This is a genomic window from Alteromonas sp. IB21 (assembly GCF_016405965.1).
Classification (GTDB): Bacteria; Pseudomonadota; Gammaproteobacteria; order Enterobacterales; family Alteromonadaceae; genus Alteromonas.
Map to the genome: position 1 here is coordinate 403,753 of NZ_JAEFCD010000001.1, position 19,049 is coordinate 422,801.

14 protein-coding genes are annotated in these 19,049 nt (G+C 45.7%); 1 reads left to right on the forward strand and 13 read right to left on the reverse strand.

From position 1 onward, the window contains the following. Positions 1 to 20 precede the first annotated feature (20 nt). Positions 21 to 1,988: a cation:proton antiporter domain-containing protein gene (locus JC525_RS01695; protein ID WP_198813807.1), complete on the reverse strand. Its 1,968-nt coding sequence runs from the start codon at positions 1,986 to 1,988 to the stop codon at positions 21 to 23. A gap of 354 nt (positions 1,989 to 2,342) precedes the next feature. Between JC525_RS01695 and JC525_RS01700 the strand changes: the two genes are divergently transcribed. Continuing rightward, a complete protein-coding gene (locus tag JC525_RS01700) occupies positions 2,343 to 3,242 on the forward strand; it encodes a GGDEF domain-containing protein (protein WP_198813809.1) in 900 nt (299 codons plus the stop codon). Between the two features lie 210 nt (positions 3,243 to 3,452). Here the strand turns inward: JC525_RS01700 and tilS are convergent, their stop codons facing one another. The 12 genes from tilS to JC525_RS01760 all read right to left on the reverse strand — a co-directional run bounded on the left by tilS (position 3,453) and on the right by JC525_RS01760 (position 19,040). Further along, on the reverse strand, positions 3,453 to 4,706 hold the full coding sequence (gene tilS, locus JC525_RS01705) for a tRNA lysidine(34) synthetase TilS (RefSeq protein WP_198813818.1): 1,254 nt from the start codon (positions 4,704 to 4,706) through the stop codon (positions 3,453 to 3,455). Between the two features lie 200 nt (positions 4,707 to 4,906). After that, the gene (gene accA, locus JC525_RS01710) at positions 4,907 to 5,863 is read right to left on the reverse strand and encodes an acetyl-CoA carboxylase carboxyl transferase subunit alpha (RefSeq protein WP_198813820.1); all 957 of its coding nucleotides are present in this window, start codon (positions 5,861 to 5,863) and stop codon (positions 4,907 to 4,909) included. A 68-nt stretch (positions 5,864 to 5,931) separates the two neighbouring features. Then, positions 5,932 to 9,396: a DNA polymerase III subunit alpha gene (gene dnaE, locus JC525_RS01715; protein ID WP_198813822.1), complete on the reverse strand. Its 3,465-nt coding sequence runs from the start codon at positions 9,394 to 9,396 to the stop codon at positions 5,932 to 5,934. Positions 9,397 to 9,400: 4 nt separating this feature from the next. Continuing rightward, a complete protein-coding gene (rnhB, locus tag JC525_RS01720; RefSeq protein WP_198813824.1) occupies positions 9,401 to 9,973 on the reverse strand; it encodes a ribonuclease HII in 573 nt (190 codons plus the stop codon). Beyond that, entirely contained in the window at positions 9,966 to 11,114 is a 1,149-nt protein-coding gene (gene lpxB, locus JC525_RS01725; RefSeq protein ID WP_198813826.1) for a lipid-A-disaccharide synthase, read from the reverse strand. The genes rnhB and lpxB overlap by 8 nt, the downstream gene beginning before the upstream one ends. Before the next feature lie 2 nt (positions 11,115 to 11,116). Continuing rightward, positions 11,117 to 11,887, reverse strand: coding sequence for an acyl-ACP--UDP-N-acetylglucosamine O-acyltransferase (lpxA, locus tag JC525_RS01730; RefSeq protein WP_198813828.1), 771 nt, complete (start codon positions 11,885 to 11,887; stop codon positions 11,117 to 11,119). A gap of 1 nt (position 11,888) precedes the next feature. Beyond that, positions 11,889 to 12,338, reverse strand: coding sequence for a 3-hydroxyacyl-ACP dehydratase FabZ (gene fabZ / locus JC525_RS01735; RefSeq protein ID WP_105932351.1), 450 nt, complete (start codon positions 12,336 to 12,338; stop codon positions 11,889 to 11,891). Positions 12,339 to 12,530: 192 nt separating this feature from the next. Continuing rightward, complete coding sequence (locus tag JC525_RS01740; RefSeq protein ID WP_012517573.1) at positions 12,531 to 13,046, reverse strand: OmpH family outer membrane protein; 516 nt, start codon at positions 13,044 to 13,046, stop codon at positions 12,531 to 12,533. A 61-nt stretch (positions 13,047 to 13,107) separates the two neighbouring features. Beyond that, a complete protein-coding gene (gene bamA, locus JC525_RS01745) occupies positions 13,108 to 15,585 on the reverse strand; it encodes an outer membrane protein assembly factor BamA (protein ID WP_198813830.1) in 2,478 nt (825 codons plus the stop codon). Positions 15,586 to 15,643: 58 nt separating this feature from the next. After that, positions 15,644 to 16,996 carry a sigma E protease regulator RseP gene (gene rseP / locus JC525_RS01750; protein WP_198813832.1) on the reverse strand — a complete coding sequence of 451 codons (1,353 nt, stop codon included), beginning with the start codon at positions 16,994 to 16,996 and terminating at the stop codon, positions 15,644 to 15,646. Then, a complete protein-coding gene (gene ispC, locus JC525_RS01755; RefSeq protein WP_014975851.1) occupies positions 16,990 to 18,177 on the reverse strand; it encodes a 1-deoxy-D-xylulose-5-phosphate reductoisomerase in 1,188 nt (395 codons plus the stop codon). Before ispC ends, rseP begins: the two co-directional genes overlap by 7 nt. After that, entirely contained in the window at positions 18,177 to 19,040 is an 864-nt protein-coding gene (locus JC525_RS01760) for a phosphatidate cytidylyltransferase (protein ID WP_014948557.1), read from the reverse strand. Before JC525_RS01760 ends, ispC begins: the two co-directional genes overlap by 1 nt. Between the last annotated feature and the right edge of the window lie 9 nt (positions 19,041 to 19,049).

Consider the following 19,049-nt stretch of genomic DNA (forward strand, 5'->3'; position numbering starts at 1 on the left):
GCGCTAATGTAAACCGCGCGCTAGCTACCTTCTAATAACTTGCGCTCTGCCCGCTCTACCCGTCGAGGTTTACCTGCAATAACGAGTACATCGTGGGCCTGTAAGATGGCGTCCTTATCAGGGTCTTTTACTTCGTTGCCGTCTCGCCTCAACCCTTTGATTACCACCCGCATTTTAGAGAAATCTATATCTTTTATTGCTTTTCCGATACACGATGCGTGTTCAGACAGCACCACCGCGTGAATAAATTCTAGTTTATCTTCTGTGCCATAAGTGATTTCAGTGGTTTCTCCTGGATAAAAGCCATGCATATGATCGTAACGGCCTTTCCTTTCCGCTCGAACTCGCTTTAAAATACGTGACATGGGCACGCCGGCATAATGCAGTACTTGAGAAACTAACATTAAACTCCCTTCCTGAAGTTCCGGAACCACTTGATTGGCGCCGGCGTTATACAAACTATCGAGCTGGTAATCTCGCTTCGTTCTCACCATCACATCTGTCGTCTCGGTAATACTTCGTGTTTGGGTAATAACTTGCTTCGCTTTATCAATTTGATCAAAGGTAACCAATACGAGTTTGGCACTTTCTATATTGGCATTAAGCAAAATGTCTTTTTGACTAGCGTCACCGAAAATAACGGGTTCCCCTGCGTTTCGACTCTCGTGCACCCTCACAGGATCCATATCAATGGCGACAAAGTGAATACCTTCCATTTTCAGCATTCTCGCCACCGATTGCCCTACTCGACCAAAACCACATATAACCACATGGTTAGTGAGTTGAGCGCCCGCACTGTGACTAATATTATCGTCAAAAGATAAGTCGTTATTAACAATGCGTTTAGCAATGGTGACACTATTGTTCATTAGCCAAGGTGTTAGTGCCATACTGATGACGCCTATACTCACGATGAGAGATGATTGTTCTGATGTGAGTACACCATGTGTAGTGGCGAGTGCCGCAATAACAAAGCTAAACTCTCCGATCTGACATAGCTTAACGCCTGCTGACCATCCATCTATAGCGTCTGTTTTAACCAGTAAAGAAGCGACTCTCACGAGTACCACTTTGGTGATCATAAGTGCAAATACACCGAAAACAATGTCAAACAAACTGTCCCATAGTACAGTGAGTTCTAACTGCATTCCGACTGTCACAAAGAACAGCCCCATTAATATGTCTCTAAAAGGGCGTATATCAGCTTCAAGCTGATATTTATATTGGCTCTCTCCGAGCATCATGCCGGCCAGAAATGCGCCCAATGCCATAGATAACCCAAAGTAATAGGTTAGCCCACCTGCCAACAAAGCAATGAGAATAGTGGTCAGAACAAACAGCTCGTCTGTTCTGGTTTTCGCTATTTCTCTAAATACCCAAGGAAGTAACCACTTACCTACAGACATCAAAAATGCAATAACGAAAACGCCTTTGAGTAACGCTTCACCTAGGGCAAGCGCAATGCTCACTTCACCGGTTTGCGCTAAAAGAGGAATGGCAATTAAGAACGGAACAACCGCTAAATCTTGAAAGAGTAAAATACTGACAGCCAGCTGCGTGCGCCGGTTATTGAGGATCCCCATTTCGGTGGCTTGTTTAATAACAATCGCCGTAGAGCTAAGAGCGAGAGTGCCGCCTATAATAATTGAGGCACTCACTGAAATACCGAAGAACAAAGGCACACAGGTAAATACAGCGGTAGTGAAGACCATTTGCCCTAAACCTACCCCAAATACTAAAGAGCGCATGGCGAGTAATTTAGGTAAGGAGAATTCTAGCCCCAAGGAAAAAAGCAGAAAAACGATCCCTACTTCAGCCAAGAGATGCATTTCCTCTGGGTGCGCGAAAACCGAAAAGATCTGCGGCCCAGCCAAGATACCAGCAAAAAGGTAAGCCAGAATAGGAGGAAGGTGAACACGTTTAAATAGAGCGACGGCGCATACCGATATAAACATCAGTATCACAACATTTAAAAAACTTGTTCCCACATTACCTCCGAAACTTTAATGAATATGCTATGCAATAGCGCAACAGATTTTTGCGGTTTACTGTCGAGCACCTACCGTATACCCAATGATAAATCTAACCGTATTTGCTTATTATTGTGAGCCCTAAAAGCACCATGTAAGAGTAGTATCCTCACATTTAAAATAGAAAATCAAACCACCTTCCCTTATTGGCACTTGTTTTGCAAAAACCTTTAGTACAAATGCAGATTCGGCAAGTTTTGCCATTGTGACCGCCATAAAACCTTTCAAAAATTGAAAGCTAGGCCACAGAAACGTCAGGGCTTTGACACTTGTTTCTTTGCATATCAACGCACTTTGTATAGGGGCACTACTGTGGATTTCTCTACGTCAGTCTACGATAGCACACAACATAGCAACTTTTATCCTGCTGAAAGCACGGGTAACTCACTATCATTTAGTGAACTATCAGGCTTCGTGACACAGCTGCTTTCTACGCTTGAGTTACAAGAGTTAGGTGGCGTTTACTTTCAGCAGCTAAACACGTTATTGCCGGTTGTCGGGTTTAGCTTATCTGATTTTGACTCCCGTTGGGTTTATGGCAATGCGAAAATATCGTCGACGCTAATTGATTTACCTCTGCAAGGTGCTCACACAATCAATGGCAAACAAGCCCATGTGTACTATTACATTAGTTCACCATTATCATTATCGCAACGGGAAGCGCTTTTCCAACTCCATGATTTATTTGGAAAACAGGTAAAACATTCGCTGGATCTTTCGCGAGTCCAGCAAATGGCGACCAAAGATATATTAACGGGTTTAGGTAATCGAGCGGGTTTTGAGCAATCTATGACAAGACAGCTTGGCTGGGCGCAACGACATGATGAACCCTTTGCGCTTTTAGTTATAGATTTAGACAACTTCAAGTACGTCAACGACAACTTCGGGCACGGCGAGGGTGACAAAGTTCTGGCGCACGTCGCCTCGCACCTTTCAAAAATGCTGCGAGACGAGGATGAGGCATTCCGCTATGGCGGCGACGAATTCTGTTGCTTGCTAGATTGTCAGACACAGCTCCAGCTTGCCTGCGCTGCACAGCGTATTCAATCGAGCATAAACAGCTCTAGCTATTTGGCAGGTTTGGAAGTATCGACGAGTTTAGGCGGTGCTATATACAGAGACGGCGACACAATGAGCAGCATTTTCGACCGCGCAGACAACGCCTTGTATCGCGTCAAAAATTCAGGCAAAAATAGCTATCAAGCGGCATAGACGTTTTAGCCTTTTAAAAAGAGGCAAAATATAGCCGCCTTTTCTTCTACTTCTGAGCACCACTTGAGATTGATCACTATAATTCAGTATGTAGGTTTACTTAATATCGCACTGCACGGTCATGAGATTTGACCAAAATACCTGCCTAGAAGCGCTATTTTTGAAAACCGTTCATTAGCCAACGCCGTTTCACGTATTGAGCAACAAAACTTAATCTGATTTGAAAGACACATGGATACGCGGTTCCCTTGGTTGCAAGTAAACACATTCCCTATTAACAATTAAGGCTATAGGTTGGCTATTTAGGTAAATAACTGGCGCGCCATTTCGCTCCCATCGCGGAATACGCCACACCTTTAACCATTCCTTTAATGGTTTAGATACGCTAGCGTGCTCAGGCTTGATGCGAAGGTTACGCGCATTGGTTTGAAACGTAACCTTGTCGTCCTCTTTGTTCTGGGTTAAAGAAACGGTTATCGCCCCATTGAGCCAGGGAAGATGATTGTCAGTATTGAGGTTTAACGTGCCACTTGCGTCAGGTTCATGTGTTGTATTTGCTACCCAGTATAGGTCTTTGTCAAACCGAATCACCCTTCCCCACTTGAAGTTTACTTCAGGTGTTGCATCATGCTTCGCCTTTAACATCGATAGTACTTGGTCGGTTTGTGCTTTAGACGGTGAAAGCTGCCGTTGTGCATTAAACCACGCCCTTATCACCATGGCTTGCCAAGGCGGTGATAAAGAAGCAAGTTTTTGCCCGTCTAGCCTTAACGCCGTGCGTTTACACTCCTCATAATATGACTGTGCCGAGTCAACCACAAGCGCGCTTTGCTCTGCACAAAGCGTTGCACTGCGACCCACCGTTTTAGTTAACTGGGGCCAGCGGTTTAGTAAATGTGGAATAATCTCGTTTCGCAAAAAATTTCTATCAAAGCTATTTTGCTGGTTTGATTCATCCTCAACCCACTGCAGCATTTCTTCCTCTGCATAGGTAACAATATCAGCTTTCTCTAAAGCCAACATGGGGCGCATAATCAAGGTTTTGCCGCGGTACTGCATCTCTCCCATACCCGCTAATCCCTGTGGGCCAGCGCCTCGTTTGAGCTGCAACAGTACGGTTTCAAGCTGATCTTCTGCGTGCTGACCTAACAGCAAAACGCCACCTATTTGCTCGCAAACTTCAAGCAGTGCGTTGTACCTAACTTTCCGCGCTTCCGCTTCAAGGCTTTTTCGCGAACCGGTATTTACCTCTACGCGATATAGGTGAAATTGCACATCTTCGAGGCGACATTGCAATTCACAATGGCCTGCCCAGTTGTCGGCGTTTTCACTCAAACCATGATGTACATGAACCGCGTGGATAGGCGCATCAAACTGTTCGCGATACGCGATTACGGCTTGCAAAAGAACAGAAGAATCAACACCTCCACTATAAGCGACAACGAGAGGGGTCTGCAAAGACATGTCAGCTTCGCATAGAAGGTGCTCTAAACGATTTACGACATGTTCGCTTACTGAAGAAACTTGGCGGGACACTTATCGGTATGCCTCTTAATTTTACTTGTCTAATAAAGCCAAGGGGTTGGTTACCTTCGGTAAACAACCCCTTGATATCAATAACTATAGGCGACTCTGCGCTATTCAGGGCAGAGGCTACATGCAGCCTAGCAGTAACCGAATGACATTAAGCGCGCGTAACGCTCTTCCATTAACTTGGTTTTATCCAGCTCTTTAAGCTGACTAAGCTGTTGTTTAATAACGGCTTTCAAATTAGCTGCCATACCGTTGTGATCGCGATGCGCGCCACCTAATGGCTCTTCAACAATGCTGTTAATTAGTCCAAGCTCTTTGATTTGTGGTGCACTTACGCCCATCGCTTCAGCGGCCAAAGGTGCTTTCTCTGCACTTTTCCACAGAATAGACGCACAGCCTTCAGGAGAAATAACCGAGTACGTAGAATATTGAAGCATGTTTACCCGATCGCCCACACCAATCGCTAGTGCACCGCCCGAGCCGCCTTCGCCGATAACAGTACAAACGATTGGAACCGTAAGCTCTGCCATTTCAAACAAGTTTTTCGCAATAGCTTCACTTTGACCACGCTCTTCAGCGCCTACGCCTGGGTAGGCACCTGGAGTGTCGATAAAAGTGATGATAGGCATGTTAAAGCGTTCAGCCATTTTCATAAGGCGCAATGCCTTGCGATAACCTTCCGGTTTAGGCATACCAAAGTTACGCTTAATTTTTTCATTGGTATCACGACCTTTTTGATGACCAATAATCATCACCGGTTGGTCGTCTAACATCGCAGGGCCGCCCACAATCGCTTTGTCATCAGCAAACGCACGGTCGCCAGCAAGCTCGTCGAATTCGGTAAAAATACGCGGAATATAATCAAGGGTGTACGGACGCATGGGGTGACGTGCCAGTTGCGAAACCTGCCACGCGCCAAGGTCTGAAAAGATCTTCTTCGTCAGTTCCGCACTTTTACCGCGAAGCTTATTAATTTCTTCTTCAATACCAACGTCAAACTCGCCACCTTGATTTACCAACCTAAGCTCTTCAATTTTTGCTTCTAATTCGGCTATTGGCTGTTCAAAGTCCAAAAACTGTATACTCATTTCATGTCCTATTCGTGCTACGCTCGCCTATGCAAACGCGAGATGTCCAATCTAACGAACTCTAACCCTTAATGGTAGAGAATTGATACGGCTTTGTCTCCCAAACATTGTTTGAGGTCGTGTAAAAGTTGGTCTTCAGGGGTAACGTACCACCTTGCACCACACGCTAACGTTACTTCAGCGTCTGGATGGGTTACCGCTAACTGAACGGGACAACTTCCACCGTTAAATGCCTGCAGGATAGATTGCATCTGACTCATTTTCTTCGGTTCAAGCAACTGGGTGTCAATATTCAGTGCCAGTGCTCTCGCGTTTTTCTCTCGTGCTTGAACAATGTCCATCACATCACGGGCGGTGATTGTATTGCCCCCAGAGAAATCATCAAAGCTGACCTGTCCCTTTATTAGCAATATTCTGTCAGTTTCTAACACACTTTCGAACTGTTCGTACATGTCTGGGAAGAAACGTACATCTATTCTGGCACTCTTATCATCCAGTGTCACTATTGCCCAGCGACGCCCTCGTTTGTTTGTCATAACACGAACGCCAAGCACTAAGCCCACCGCGCTAGCCATCTGATCTTTATTAGTCGGTTTTAGGTCAACTAAACGACCATCGGTGTAATAACGTAATTCTTCCGCATACTGATTGATGGGGTGGCCCGTCAAGTAGAGCCCTAAGGTATCTTTTTCACCTTCTAGCCACACTTTTTCTGGCCATTCTGGTACATCAGCAAAGGCCTGCTGTACTTCTTCTGGCTCGGTGGTTAATAGACCAAACATGTCTGACTGGCCAAACGACTCGGCTTTGGCGTGCTGTCCCGCTGCGGCAAGGGCATCAGGTAGCGAAGCCATTAAGGTAGCGCGATGCGGACCTAGGTTATCCATGGCGCCAGCCAGCACTAACTTTTCTAACACCCGTTTATTAACGCGTTTGATATCGACTTTTGCACAAAAATCAAAAAGATCTTTAAATGCACCTTGGGTTTCGCGCGCTTCGATAATGGCTTCAATAGGACCTTCACCTACACCTTTGATCGCGCCGATACCATAAACAATGCGCCCTTTACCATCGACGGTAAATTTATATTTGCCCGCATTCAAATCTGGCGGCAGTATTTCAATACCCATGCGCTCGCATTCATCCACTAGCGTCACGATTTTATCGGTGTTATCCATATCCGCCGACATTACCGCAGCCATAAATTCAGCCGGATAATGCACTTTTAGCCAAAGGGTCTGGTAAGACACCAACGCGTATGCAGCAGAGTGAGACTTGTTAAACCCGTAACCTGCGAACTTCTCTACCAGGTCGAATATCTTCATCGCCAAATCAGGGTCTATATTATTGCCCTTAGCCCCTTCAGCGAACGTCCCGCGCTGCTTAGCCATTTCCTCTGGCTTTTTCTTACCCATGGCGCGACGAAGCAAGTCAGCGCCGCCTAACGAATAGCCCGCCATTTCCTGCGCAATCTGCATTACTTGTTCTTGGTATAAGATAATGCCGTAGGTAGGTTCTAGAATTTCTTGAAGGCACTCGTGCTGATATTCGGCATCTGGGTATGAAATTTCCTCTCGCCCGTGCTTGCGGTCGATAAAGTTATCTACCATACCTGATTGTAATGGCCCAGGACGGAACAGGGCTACCAATGCGATGATATCTTCGAAGCAGTCCGGCTTAAGGCGCTTAATCAGCTCTTTCATGCCTCGAGATTCAAGCTGGAAAACCGCAGTGGTTTCGGCGTTTTGAAGGGTTCTAAAGCTCTTTGCATCTTCAAGGGGAATAGCGCTGATATCTACCTCAACGTTTTTGCCCTCTTTGATCATATCTATTGCCCACTGAATAATCGTCAGCGTACGAAGACCCAAGAAGTCGAATTTAACAAGTCCTGCTGTTTCAACGTCGTTTTTGTCGAATTGGGTTACCGGGTTTTTACCTTCGTCATCACAATACAAAGGTGCAAAATCTGTGATGGTCGTTGGTGCAATAACGACACCACCAGCATGTTTACCCGCGTTACGGGTTACACCTTCAAGGATACGGGCCATATCAATGAGGTCTTTCACGTCCTCATCGCTTTCATAGACTTCGGGGAGCTGCGGCTCGGCTTTAAACGCTTTTTCTAGCGTCATACCAGGGTCTGGCGGTATAAGTTTTGAAATTCTGTCTACAAAACCATATGGGTGACCCAATACTCGACCCACATCACGTACTACCGCTTTGGCTGCCATAGTACCAAAGGTAATAATCTGAGATACCGCCTGGCGACCGTAGAGCTCGGCTACGTGGTCGATTACCTCGTCTCGTCTGTCCATGCAGAAGTCGACATCGAAGTCGGGCATGGATACACGCTCTGGGTTCAAGAAACGTTCGAACAGCAAGTCGAATTCAAGAGGATCCAGGTCGGTAATTTTAAGGGCATACGCCACCAATGAACCTGCACCCGAACCCCGCCCTGGCCCTACCGGAATACCGTTATCCTTACTCCACTGAATAAACTCCATAACGATAAGGAAGTAGCCTGGGAAGCCCATTTGGTTGATAACTTCCAGCTCTATGCGAAGTCTGTCATCGTACTCTGGGCGCTTGGCGTTGCGCTCTTCTTCATCAGGAAAAAGAAATACTAACCGTTCTTCAAGCCCTTCTTCAGATACCTTCACCAAGAAGTCTTCGGTGGTCATCCCGCCGGTTGGAAACTGTGGTAAGAAGTACTCGTTTAAGCGAACCGTCACGTTACAGCGTTTAGCAATTTCAACGGTATTTTCAATGGCTTCTGGAATATCACTAAATAGCTCAACCATTTCTTCACTCGTGCGAAGATACTGCTGGTCGCTATATCGCTTAGGGCGGCGATTATCATCTAACGTATAACCGTCATGAATACATACACGAATTTCGTGCGCCTCGAACCCCTCACGGTCAATGAAGCACACCTCGTTGGTGGCAACCACGGGCAAACCGCGCTGCTCGGCAAGCTCTACCGCACGGTGCAAATAATCTTCTTCACCCTGCCTACCTGTTCTAATAAGTTCTAAATAAAAGCGGTCCGGAAAGTGAGTTTGATAAAAATCGACAGCGCTGTCTAAAAGCTTGGGATTGTTCTTCGTTAAACCTACGCCCACATCGCCGTGCTGAGCACCAGAGAGAATAATAACCCCTTCGCTGTGCTCAATAAGCCACGCTTGATCAATCACTGCGCGATGAGCCAAATGCCCGCGAAGATACGCTTTAGATATAAGAACCGTAATATTCTTATACCCTTCGTTGTTCATCGCCAATAAGGTGAGTCTGAACGGTTCATCGCCAAAGGATTCATTAGTTACCCAGAAGTCGGTACCTATTATCGGCTTAATACCCAGATTATGTGCTTCGGAGTAAAACTTGACCAAGCCACACATATTCATTTGGTCGGTTATCGCCACCGCTGGCATCTCAAGTTCGGCAACTTTCCCTAATATAGGCTTAACTTTATTTAAGCCGTCCATCATCGAGTAATCGCTGTGAACACGTAAATGAATAAATGGCGATGACATGATGTTATTTCTCTTCAAGTAACGCTTTAACGGGCTTAAAGCTTTTACGATAGCAATCTAAAATGCCATATTCAGCAATGGCTTCAAAGTGTGCTTTGGTGGGGTAACCCTTATGCCCAGCAAAATTATACTGCGGGTAAGCTTCATGGAGCGAGATCATGTCGTTATCGCGTTCTACCTTCGCAATAATAGATGCTGCTGAAATTTCTGCGTGCAGGCTATCTCCCTTCACCACAGCTTCAGACTCAAAATTCCAAGCGGGTACACGGTTACCATCCACACGCACGAAATCCGGCTTTACAGGCAGGCCTTCTACCGCGCGTATCATAGCAAGCATGGTAGCGTGCAATATATTAAGCTTGTCTATTTCTTCGGGGCTCGCTCTACCGATACTCCAATACAACGCTTTTTCACGAATTTCTTGAGCGAGCACTAGCCGTTTTTTCTCGCTAAGCTTTTTAGAGTCAGTGAGTCCTTCGATAGGGTTTTCTGGATCGAGAATAACCGCAGCAGTGACCACATCACCTACCAGTGGTCCGCGCCCTACTTCATCAACGCCGGCAATTAACTTATGCAAACAATTCCTCCACGACAGCTTTTGCTGCTGTTTTATCAGCATTGCATTTTAGCGTATGGTGGAGGTCGGTGAAACGGGCAATGAGGGCTGAATTGTCACTTTCGAAAAAGTTGAGTAGCTGGTTGCTCATATTCTCTGCATTTACCTCTTCTTGAAGTAGCTCGGGAATAATCGCTTCGTCTGCCAATAGGTTGGGTAAGGTGAAAAACGGCGCTTTATATAAACGCTGCATTATTTTGTAAGTGAGCGGTGCAAGTAAATAAGCGGCTACCATTGGGCGCTTACACAACATAGCCTCTAACGTAGCCGTACCTGAAGCAAGCAAAATTACATCGCTTGCTATCATGGCATCCCGAGAAGTACCTTGGGTTACCTGAATAGGTAAACGCGCTTCTGCGTTGTCGGCTTCAAGCAATAATGCTTTTATTTGTGCAAGACGATGCTCGTTTGCAGCGGGGATAAGAAACTGAATATCACTGCGCTTGGCATGGATACTCTCTATGGTTTCAAGAAAAACCGGAAGCAGCGTGTCCACTTCGCCGCGACGGGAACCGGGAAGCACGGCTAAAACTGGTGCAGCATCGTTTATACCCAGTGTCTTTCTAGCTGCCTGCTGGTCTGGCTCTATCGCAATAGCATCAGCCATAGTGTGCCCAACAAACGTGTAAGGAACGTTATATTTATCGTAGACCTTTTGCTCGAATGGGAACAAGCCTAAAACGCGATTAGCAGCCTTGGCAATCTTGTGAATTCTCTTTTCACGCCATGCCCACACGGTTGGACTCACGTAGTGGATAGTGTTAATCCCCCGCGCTTTAAGGGCTTTTTCTACTCTTAAATTAAAATCCGGGGCATCAATCCCCACAAAAACATCTGGAGGGTTTTGCTCAAAGTGAGCAAGAAGCTGTTTCTTTACCTTCAAGATGGCCGGTAAATGGGAAAGGACTTCAACAAGCCCCATGACTGACAAGGTTTCCATGTCGAAAAGACTATGGAAACCTGCATCTATCATGTTTGGACCGCCAATACCTTCAATGATGGCATCGGGATATTGGCGTTTTAGTTCTGCAACCATTCCAGCGGCAAGCACATCACCAGAGGGCTCTCCGGCAACCATGCCGATACGAATTGGCGTAGACATAATTAGCGAATGATGCCTCGCTTAGCGTCTTGTAAAAACTTGACCATTAACGCCACACCATCAAATTTATCAGCAGGCTCGGCAAGCTTTTCAATCGCTTCATCAATGGTATTTCCCTCGCGATAAATAGCTTTATAAGCACGCTTTATCTCTAGCATCTCTTCTTTTGAAAAGCCTCGGCGTTTTAAGCCTTCAGAGTTTATCCCTTGAGGAACGTTCTTTTGGCCACTTACCATCACGAAAGGAGGAACATCTCTAAGGATGATACCGCCAGCGCCTAAGAAAGCGTGAGCACCAATTTTGCAAAACTGGTGTATACCTGTAGCGCCGCCAACAATAACAAAGTCGTCGATGTGAACGTGCCCTGCCACCGCTACATTATTCGCGATAATGATATCATCACCTAAAACGCAGTCATGCGCTATATGTGCGTTAGCCATAAACAAACTGCGAGAACCGATAATGGTAATGCTGTTATCTTGGATGGTCCCTCTGTGAACAGTAACCCCTTCACGAAATTCGTTGTCATCACCGATCACAAGTTCTGTAGGCTCACCCGCGTACTTTTTATCTTGGCAGTCTTCGCCGATTGAAGAAAACTGATAAAACTTGTTGTTTTTACCGATACGCGTTGGGCCGCGTACCACCACATGTGATTTCAGAATACACCCATCACCAATGGTGACGTTATCGTCAACCACGCAAAAGGGACCAATGGTGACGTTCTCACCAATCGTTGCACTGTCTGAAATTACCGCAGTAGGATGGATCACGTTACGCTATCTCTCTCATCGCACACATAAACTCTGCACAGCAAGCAATGTCGCCATCGACACTTGCAGTACCTTTAAATTTCCAAATCCCTCTGCGCTCTTTAACTAGAGCAACGTCAAACTCAAGCTTATCCCCAGGGACAACAGGACGCTTGAAGCGCGCGTTGTCGATTCCCGCATACAAGTATAACTTATCATTATTCCCCATGGTCTTAAATCCTAAAACACCAGCAGCTTGAGCCATGGCTTCTAAGATAAGAACGCCCGGGAATATAGGCTGCCCAGGGAAGTGCCCAGTGAAACAAGGCTCATTAATGGTAATATTTTTATAAGCCTTTACAGACTCACCCAGAACATAGTCTGTTACACGATCAACAAGTAAAAATGGATACCTGTGTGGAAGTAATTCCAAAATTTCTTGAATTTCGATGGTATTGAGTGAATTGGCCAAAAACTTTCTCCTGTATACAAGCATGACCCATGACTATTTCATACCAATGCGGATGATTGATTGGTATTTGGTCAAACTCGCCGTAAAAACTAAAACGGCGGCAACCATACGCTGTTAAGCGCAAAAAACAAATCAGACCAACACCTTTTGGGCGTTGGCCTGATCAATTTCTCAACGGTTTAGAACGGTTGATTAGTTAGTTTTGCTAACCTGCTGAAGAACTTGCTCAGATAAGTCGTGTTCTTCTTTTGCAAATGCAACTGCACCTGCATTAAGTACTAGGTCGTAACCTTGCTTAGCGGCTACAGAATCAATAGCCTGTTTGATTAGGCCAAGTAGCTTGTTACGCTCTTCGTTGCTGCGGCGTTGGATATTTTGCTGTAGAGGCTGGCCTTTTTTAGAGAGCTCTTCACGAACTGACAAGATTTTTTGTTCAAGTTCTTTCTTCTCAGTATCGCTCATTGTCGCCGCATCGCGTTGAAGACGCTCCGCGTAGAACTGGCCGTCGCGCTGAAGTTGGTTCACCTCTTCAAGCTGATCTTTAAACTCAGCTTGGATGGCGTTCTGTATTTCAGCCGCTTGAGGCATTGCTTGAAAAATACCTTGAACGTCTACTACAGCGACTTTCTGTTCAGCCATCACAGACGTACTTACTAAAGCGCTACCCAACATTGCTCCTGCAACGATATGTTTAACCAACTGTTTCAAAGGGAACTCCTTTTGTAAATCTTGTTATAGAGCGCGATTATTACGCGCTCGCTTTAATGTTTTAGAAAGTTTGACCGATGTTGAAAGTGAAGAATCTTGCATCGTCACCGTCACGTTGCTGTATCGCTTTCGAGAAGCTGAATACCATCGGGCCCATTGGAGATATCCACTGAACCGATATACCTGCCGAGCTACGATACAGACTCCAGTCAGAATAGTCCAATAGCTCGCCTCTTTGTGATGCGGCCACTTGAAACTGACTGTAATAGTCATAATCGAACTCAGTATCCCATACGTTACCCACATCCACAAACAAACTTGTGCGGACAGAGTTATCCATATCTTCTTCTACAAATGGCGTCGGAACAATCAGTTCGATTCCACCAAGTGCCATGGCGTTACCACCTAGACTTCGTGTAGACCAAGATAACTGTGCATCGGCTGGATCGCCAGGGAAAGCTTCACCGTCGGGGCCTACGATACTACCCGCGTTGCCAAGAAATACCCCTCTTGGACCGACGGTATTGTTCTCGAATCCACGCAGTGAATCTGCACCACCTGCCGTAAAGTTCTCTGTGAACGGCAGTATTTGCTCGTTACCATTAATATCGCCGTAACCGTTACCATAACCTAAACGCACGCGCGCCAAGAATGACCAACGCTGGTTGCGCGATAATGGGAAGTACCACTTGCCATCAAATACCGTTTTAAAGTAGTTAACGTCTGAGTTAGGCGTGGTAATACTAACAGAGGCTCGTTGTGAAGAGCCCGCCGTAGGGAAAAGACCGCGGTTTAGCGTGCTTCGACTCCAGCTTACGCTAGCTAAGTAACTGTCGTATTTAATCGCAGCATCAGGATCTTCGCCATTGGTAAACTGGTTGTAGAACTGCTCAGTCTGCTCATAATAACCACGGTTAAACAACTCAACATTACTATAAGTCAAACCAAAGTTTATACGGTTAAATTCGTTAATAGGGTAGCCTACGTTCGCGCCGATAGACCACCGTTTCGAGTTATATTGAATAACGTTGAAGTCAGAACCGTCAAATTCACTGTACCCCAAACTTCCACCCAAACTAATGCCGTCGATAGTGAAGTAAGGGTCGTTGTAAGTGATTTGGGCACTTCGCTGATATGACACTGTGCTTAGGTTTAGACCAATGCGCTTACCCGTACCCAAGAAGTTATCTTGTTGAATACCTGCTTGTAAGCTTAGTTTTGTTCTATCGCCGTAGCCGATACCGGCATTGAACGAGCCAGAGGGCTGCTCCTTAACGCTGAAATTAACATCAACTTTGTCTTCAGAGCCCGGAATGCGAACCGTTTCAAACTCGACCTCTTCCATATAGGTAAGACGGGAAAGCTGATTCTTAGAAGACTCAAGCAAGTTGTTAGATAACCATGTGCCTTCCATTTGACTCACGTTTTGACGCAACACGCTATCTGCTGTTACTACGTTACCGTTAAATTTGATGCGGTTCACGTAAATACGCTTACCTGGGTCAACTGACAAGGTCAATTTCACCGTTTTGTCTTCATCATTGATTTCAGGAACGGTGGTCACTGTTGGGTAAGCATAACCAAATCGCCCCAAGTACTTACTGATAAACTCTTCTGTATAAGTAACTTCTGCTTGGTTATAAAGTTCGCCAGTCGTTAAGGGGAGCACCCGTTCGATATATTCTTCGTGACCTAGCACATCACCCACAATCTCTACTTCAGAGATTGTGTATTGCTCACCCTCTGACACATTCATCGCGATGTAAATACCAGATTTTTCTGGCGTCATTGATACTTGAGTAGAGTCAACGTTAAAGCGAAGATAACCGCGATTTAGATAATGGTTACGAAGCGTTTCCATATCCCCCTGCAACGTTTGCTGTTGGTAGCGCGTTTCAGATAAGAAATCCCACCATGGCGTGTCATATTGCAGTTCAAAGGCTTCCATCAGCTCTTCGTCAGAGAATATTTCGTTACCAACGATATTGATTTGTTCGATTTCAGCGGCATCGCCTTCTTCAAACAATAACTTCAAATCCACACGATTACGCGGTAGAGGCGTTATGATGGCCGTCACATCAGCGTTATATTTACCAATGCTGTAAAAGAAATCTTTTAAGCCGTTCTCAATAGAGGTCAATACTGTCTTATCAAGCGGCTCACCGATACGAACGCCATTACCGTCCAAACTTTCCTGAAGCTGCTCATCTTTAATATCATCGTTGCCTTCAAAAATGATATTACTGATAGTAGGACGCTCTGCAACACGCACAACAAGCGTATTACCATCGCGAAGAATTTCAACGTTTTCGAAGTGAGTTGAAGAGTACAACGAGCGAATAAGCTGCGTTACCCTAAATGTATTAAGCTCGTCGCCAACTTGAACGGGCAAGTAGGTTAAGGCTGCACCTAGTGCAACACGTTGCAAACCTTCAACGCGAATGTCTTCTACGACAAATTCACTGTCTTGCGCCGCAGCATTGGCAAAGCTAGCACTGGAAAGAATGGCTCCGGCTGCTACTAACTGTTTTAACTTCATCTATTTTTCTTTTCCTGGCCGCGTTTTGTATTAGCTGTTTTGTACTTCCTGATTTCCATCAGGTTATGCGAGCGATATCGTTAAAAATTGCGATACCCATTATCATAAACAGAAGCACGCCACCTATTCTGTAACCCCATTCCTGCACGGCTTCAGGCACAGGTTTGCCTGTAATCCACTCCACGATAAAAAACATGAGGTGACCACCGTCAAGCATGGGCAAGGGTAATAAATTTATAATGCCTAAATTCACGCTTATTAAGGCAAGAAAACTCAAGAAGTACGCAAGTCCATACCCAGCACTTGTTCCCGCACCTTGAGCAATTGAGATAGGTCCACTTAAATTCTTCACCGACACGTCGCCAGTAATGAGTTTCCCTATCATTTCGACACTCAGTGTCATAAGACGCCACGTTTTATCTAACGCCTTCCCAATAGCCTCTATAATGCCATATTGATGGGTAAACACATACCCCTCAGGCCAAGGCTCGAACGTTGGGCTAACACCTAGATAACCACTTTGCCCTTGTGGTGTATCGCGGCGCGCTATCGTGGCATTTAACGTAAGTGGTTGTCCATCCCTTTCTATATCAAGCAATATTTGCTCTCCAGGACTTTCAACAATCACTTCCACTAATCGTTCCCACGACGGCAGCTTGTTACCGTTTAGTGCTAATAACTTATCACCAGGCTGTAATCCAGCCTCTTGTGCTGCACTTCCGTCACCGACAAACCCAACTGTCAACGTTGCATCTGGCCGGTAAGGGGTTAGCCCTAAGCTGCTTAAAGGAGACTCGCGATCTGGGTCAAAGTTCCAAGACTTCAGTGTAAATGTCAGTTCTTTTTCGACATTTGATGAATTTTTCACCGTTACATTGGCATTTTCCGCGCCGATATTAGACACAATCTCAAGATTAACGGCTTCCCAATCTGGTGTGCTTCTATCACCTACTTTGATGATTTCATCACCAGGCTGTACCCCAGCGATTGCTGCAATACTGTCTGTTTCAATACTTTTTACAACTGGCTTTACCGTATCTAAACCAACCAAATACATTAACCATAGCGAGAAAAAGGCAAATATAAAGTTAACCCCAGGGCCAGCAGCAATAACCGCCATGCGCTGTAATACGGGTTTATTGTTAAACGCTTTGTCTTCTAACTCAGGCGGTACGTCATCAATGCGTCCATCGAGCATGCGCACGTATCCACCTAATGGGATCATAGCGATGACATACTCTGTGCCTGATTTACTTGTTTTACGCCATATAGGCTTTCCAAAACCAATTGAGAAGCGCTCTACCTGCACACCGCATTTACGAGCCACATAAAAGTGCCCCCATTCATGTACAGCAACCAAAATACCTAAGGCTACAATGAATGCACCAAGGCTCCATAAAAATGCTAGCACTGGAATTTACCTCGAATAATCTCGTTAGCTTTTGCTCTTGCAAGGCTGTCTTGCTCTAGTATTTGCTGAATAGAATTCACCGACACATTGGGCATAGCATTAAGCGTGGCGTCATTTACTTTAGCAATATCACAAAACTGAATCTTGCCTTCTAAAAAGGCTTCGACAGCCACTTCATTTGACGCATTCACTCGCGTTGTTGCACATTGCCCTTCTTTACACGCATCAATAGCCAGCTTCAAATTCGGATAACGCTCAAAACAAGGGGTTTGAAAACTGAAATTGCCAATGTCAGAAAAGTCGAGCGGCGTCACGCCCGCTTCGATTCGCTCAGGATGCGCCAAACCATAAGCAATAGGGGTACGCATGTCAGGATTGCCCATTTGTGCGATCACGGAGCCATCAACATATTGCACCATAGAATGAATAATACTTTGCGGGTGAATAACCACATCAATATCATCTGCACCAGCACCGAACAACCAACAAGCTTCAATGAACTCGAGCCCCTTGTTCATCATAGTTGCAGAGTCGATTGTAATTTTTCTGCCCATCGACCAGTTAGGGTGTGTACTGGCTTCATCGATTGTAATTGACGAGAAGCTATCAAGCGGTCTTTCTCTAAACGGACCACCAGAACCCGTTAAGAGAATTTTACGAATGCCGGATGCAGCAAAGTTACCATATTCATAATCGTGCGGTAGGCACTGGAATATGGCGTTGTGCTCGCTGTCGATAGGAAGAATTTCAGCGCCGCTTTGGTTCGCAGCCTCGATAAATAAAGCACCCGACATGACTAACGCTTCTTTATTGGCAAGCAAAACCCGTTTACCCGCCTTTACTGCTGCCAGTGTGGGTAAAAGCCCTGCTGCACCCACAATGGCTGCCATTACAGCATCAACTTCAGGCGCGCTGGATACTTCTTCCAGCGCCTTAGCACCAGCGAGAATTTCTGCATCCACACCGTACTGGGATGCTAACTCACAGGCTAGTTTGTAGTTAGCGTCATCAGCAATTACCACATAGCGCGGCGCGCATTTCTGGGCCTGCTCCATAAGCAATTCAAGCTGTGAGTTGCCAGTAATAGCAAATACGCGATATTTGTCTGGGTGGCGGTTTATTACGTCGAGTGTATTACAACCAATGGAGCCTGTGGCCCCTAACACTGTTACTGTTTGCATTACGCCATCCAGGTTACATAGCAGAACGCAAAAACAGGGAATGCCGCGGTTAAGCTGTCGATTCTATCGAGTACACCACCGTGTCCAGGGAGAATTTTGCCGCTGTCTTTAATGCCCGCACAACGCTTAAGCATGCTTTCGTTTAAATCGCCAAGGGCGGAAACAGCCACCGTAATACCGCCAATAGCAAGGTGAAGCCAAATACGCGAAGGCTCTACCTGATAGTGAAGGGCCGCAAAAGCGATAATAGCGAATGAAGCTGCAATACCGCCTAACAAGCCTTCTAAACTTTTACCTGGCGATACGTTAGGGCGTAGCTTATGGCGTCCGAATTTTACGCCAACAAAGAATGCACCTATATCTGCAGCCCAAACAATCCCCAGCACATAGAAGATGAGTGAAGCACCATAGAAAGGATCAACATCGTGCAAGCTCGTACGAAGCGCAACAACCGCTACCCATGTAGGTATAAGCGTAAGCGCGCCAAATAGGGTTCTAACGCTGCGACTGTCTTTCCAGAACTTGGAATATTTGGGATAGGCTAGCACCATAAATAAAGACGCTATCCACCATAATACGGCAACCGTTAATATGGCACGGTATAAACCATGTAATTGGCCTTGATACCAAATCGTGCTGGCATCAACAATAAGAGACAAGGCTATACATATGGCAAAGGCACCTGCCATATAAATGAGCTTTTTAGGACGTTCACATACGCCTGACATATTCGCCCATTCATAAGCGCCAATGCCGACAACACCAGCAATGGCTATTTCAAACCAAAAAATAGGAAGAAAGAGAATAGCGTAAAGCGCCAGTGGCGCGAGGATTAATGCAGTTATTATTCGTTGTTTTAGCATAATTTGCCC

Bases quoted from the DNA above. Each gene is read 5' to 3' on its own strand.
- accA (WP_198813820.1), bottom strand. From the start codon at position 5,863: ATGAGTATACAGTTTTTGGACTTTGAACAGCCAATAGCCGAATTAGAA.
- bamA (WP_198813830.1), bottom strand. From the start codon at position 15,585: ATGAAGTTAAAACAGTTAGTAGCAGCCGGAGCCATTCTTTCCAGTGCT.
- lpxB (WP_198813826.1), bottom strand. From the start codon at position 11,114: ATGTCTACGCCAATTCGTATCGGCATGGTTGCCGGAGAGCCCTCTGGT.
- tilS (WP_198813818.1), bottom strand. From the start codon at position 4,706: ATGTCTTTGCAGACCCCTCTCGTTGTCGCTTATAGTGGAGGTGTTGAT.
- ispC (WP_014975851.1), bottom strand. From the start codon at position 18,177: ATGCAAACAGTAACAGTGTTAGGGGCCACAGGCTCCATTGGTTGTAAT.
- JC525_RS01760 (WP_014948557.1), bottom strand. From the start codon at position 19,040: ATGCTAAAACAACGAATAATAACTGCATTAATCCTCGCGCCACTGGCG.
- dnaE (WP_198813822.1), bottom strand. From the start codon at position 9,396: ATGTCATCGCCATTTATTCATTTACGTGTTCACAGCGATTACTCGATG.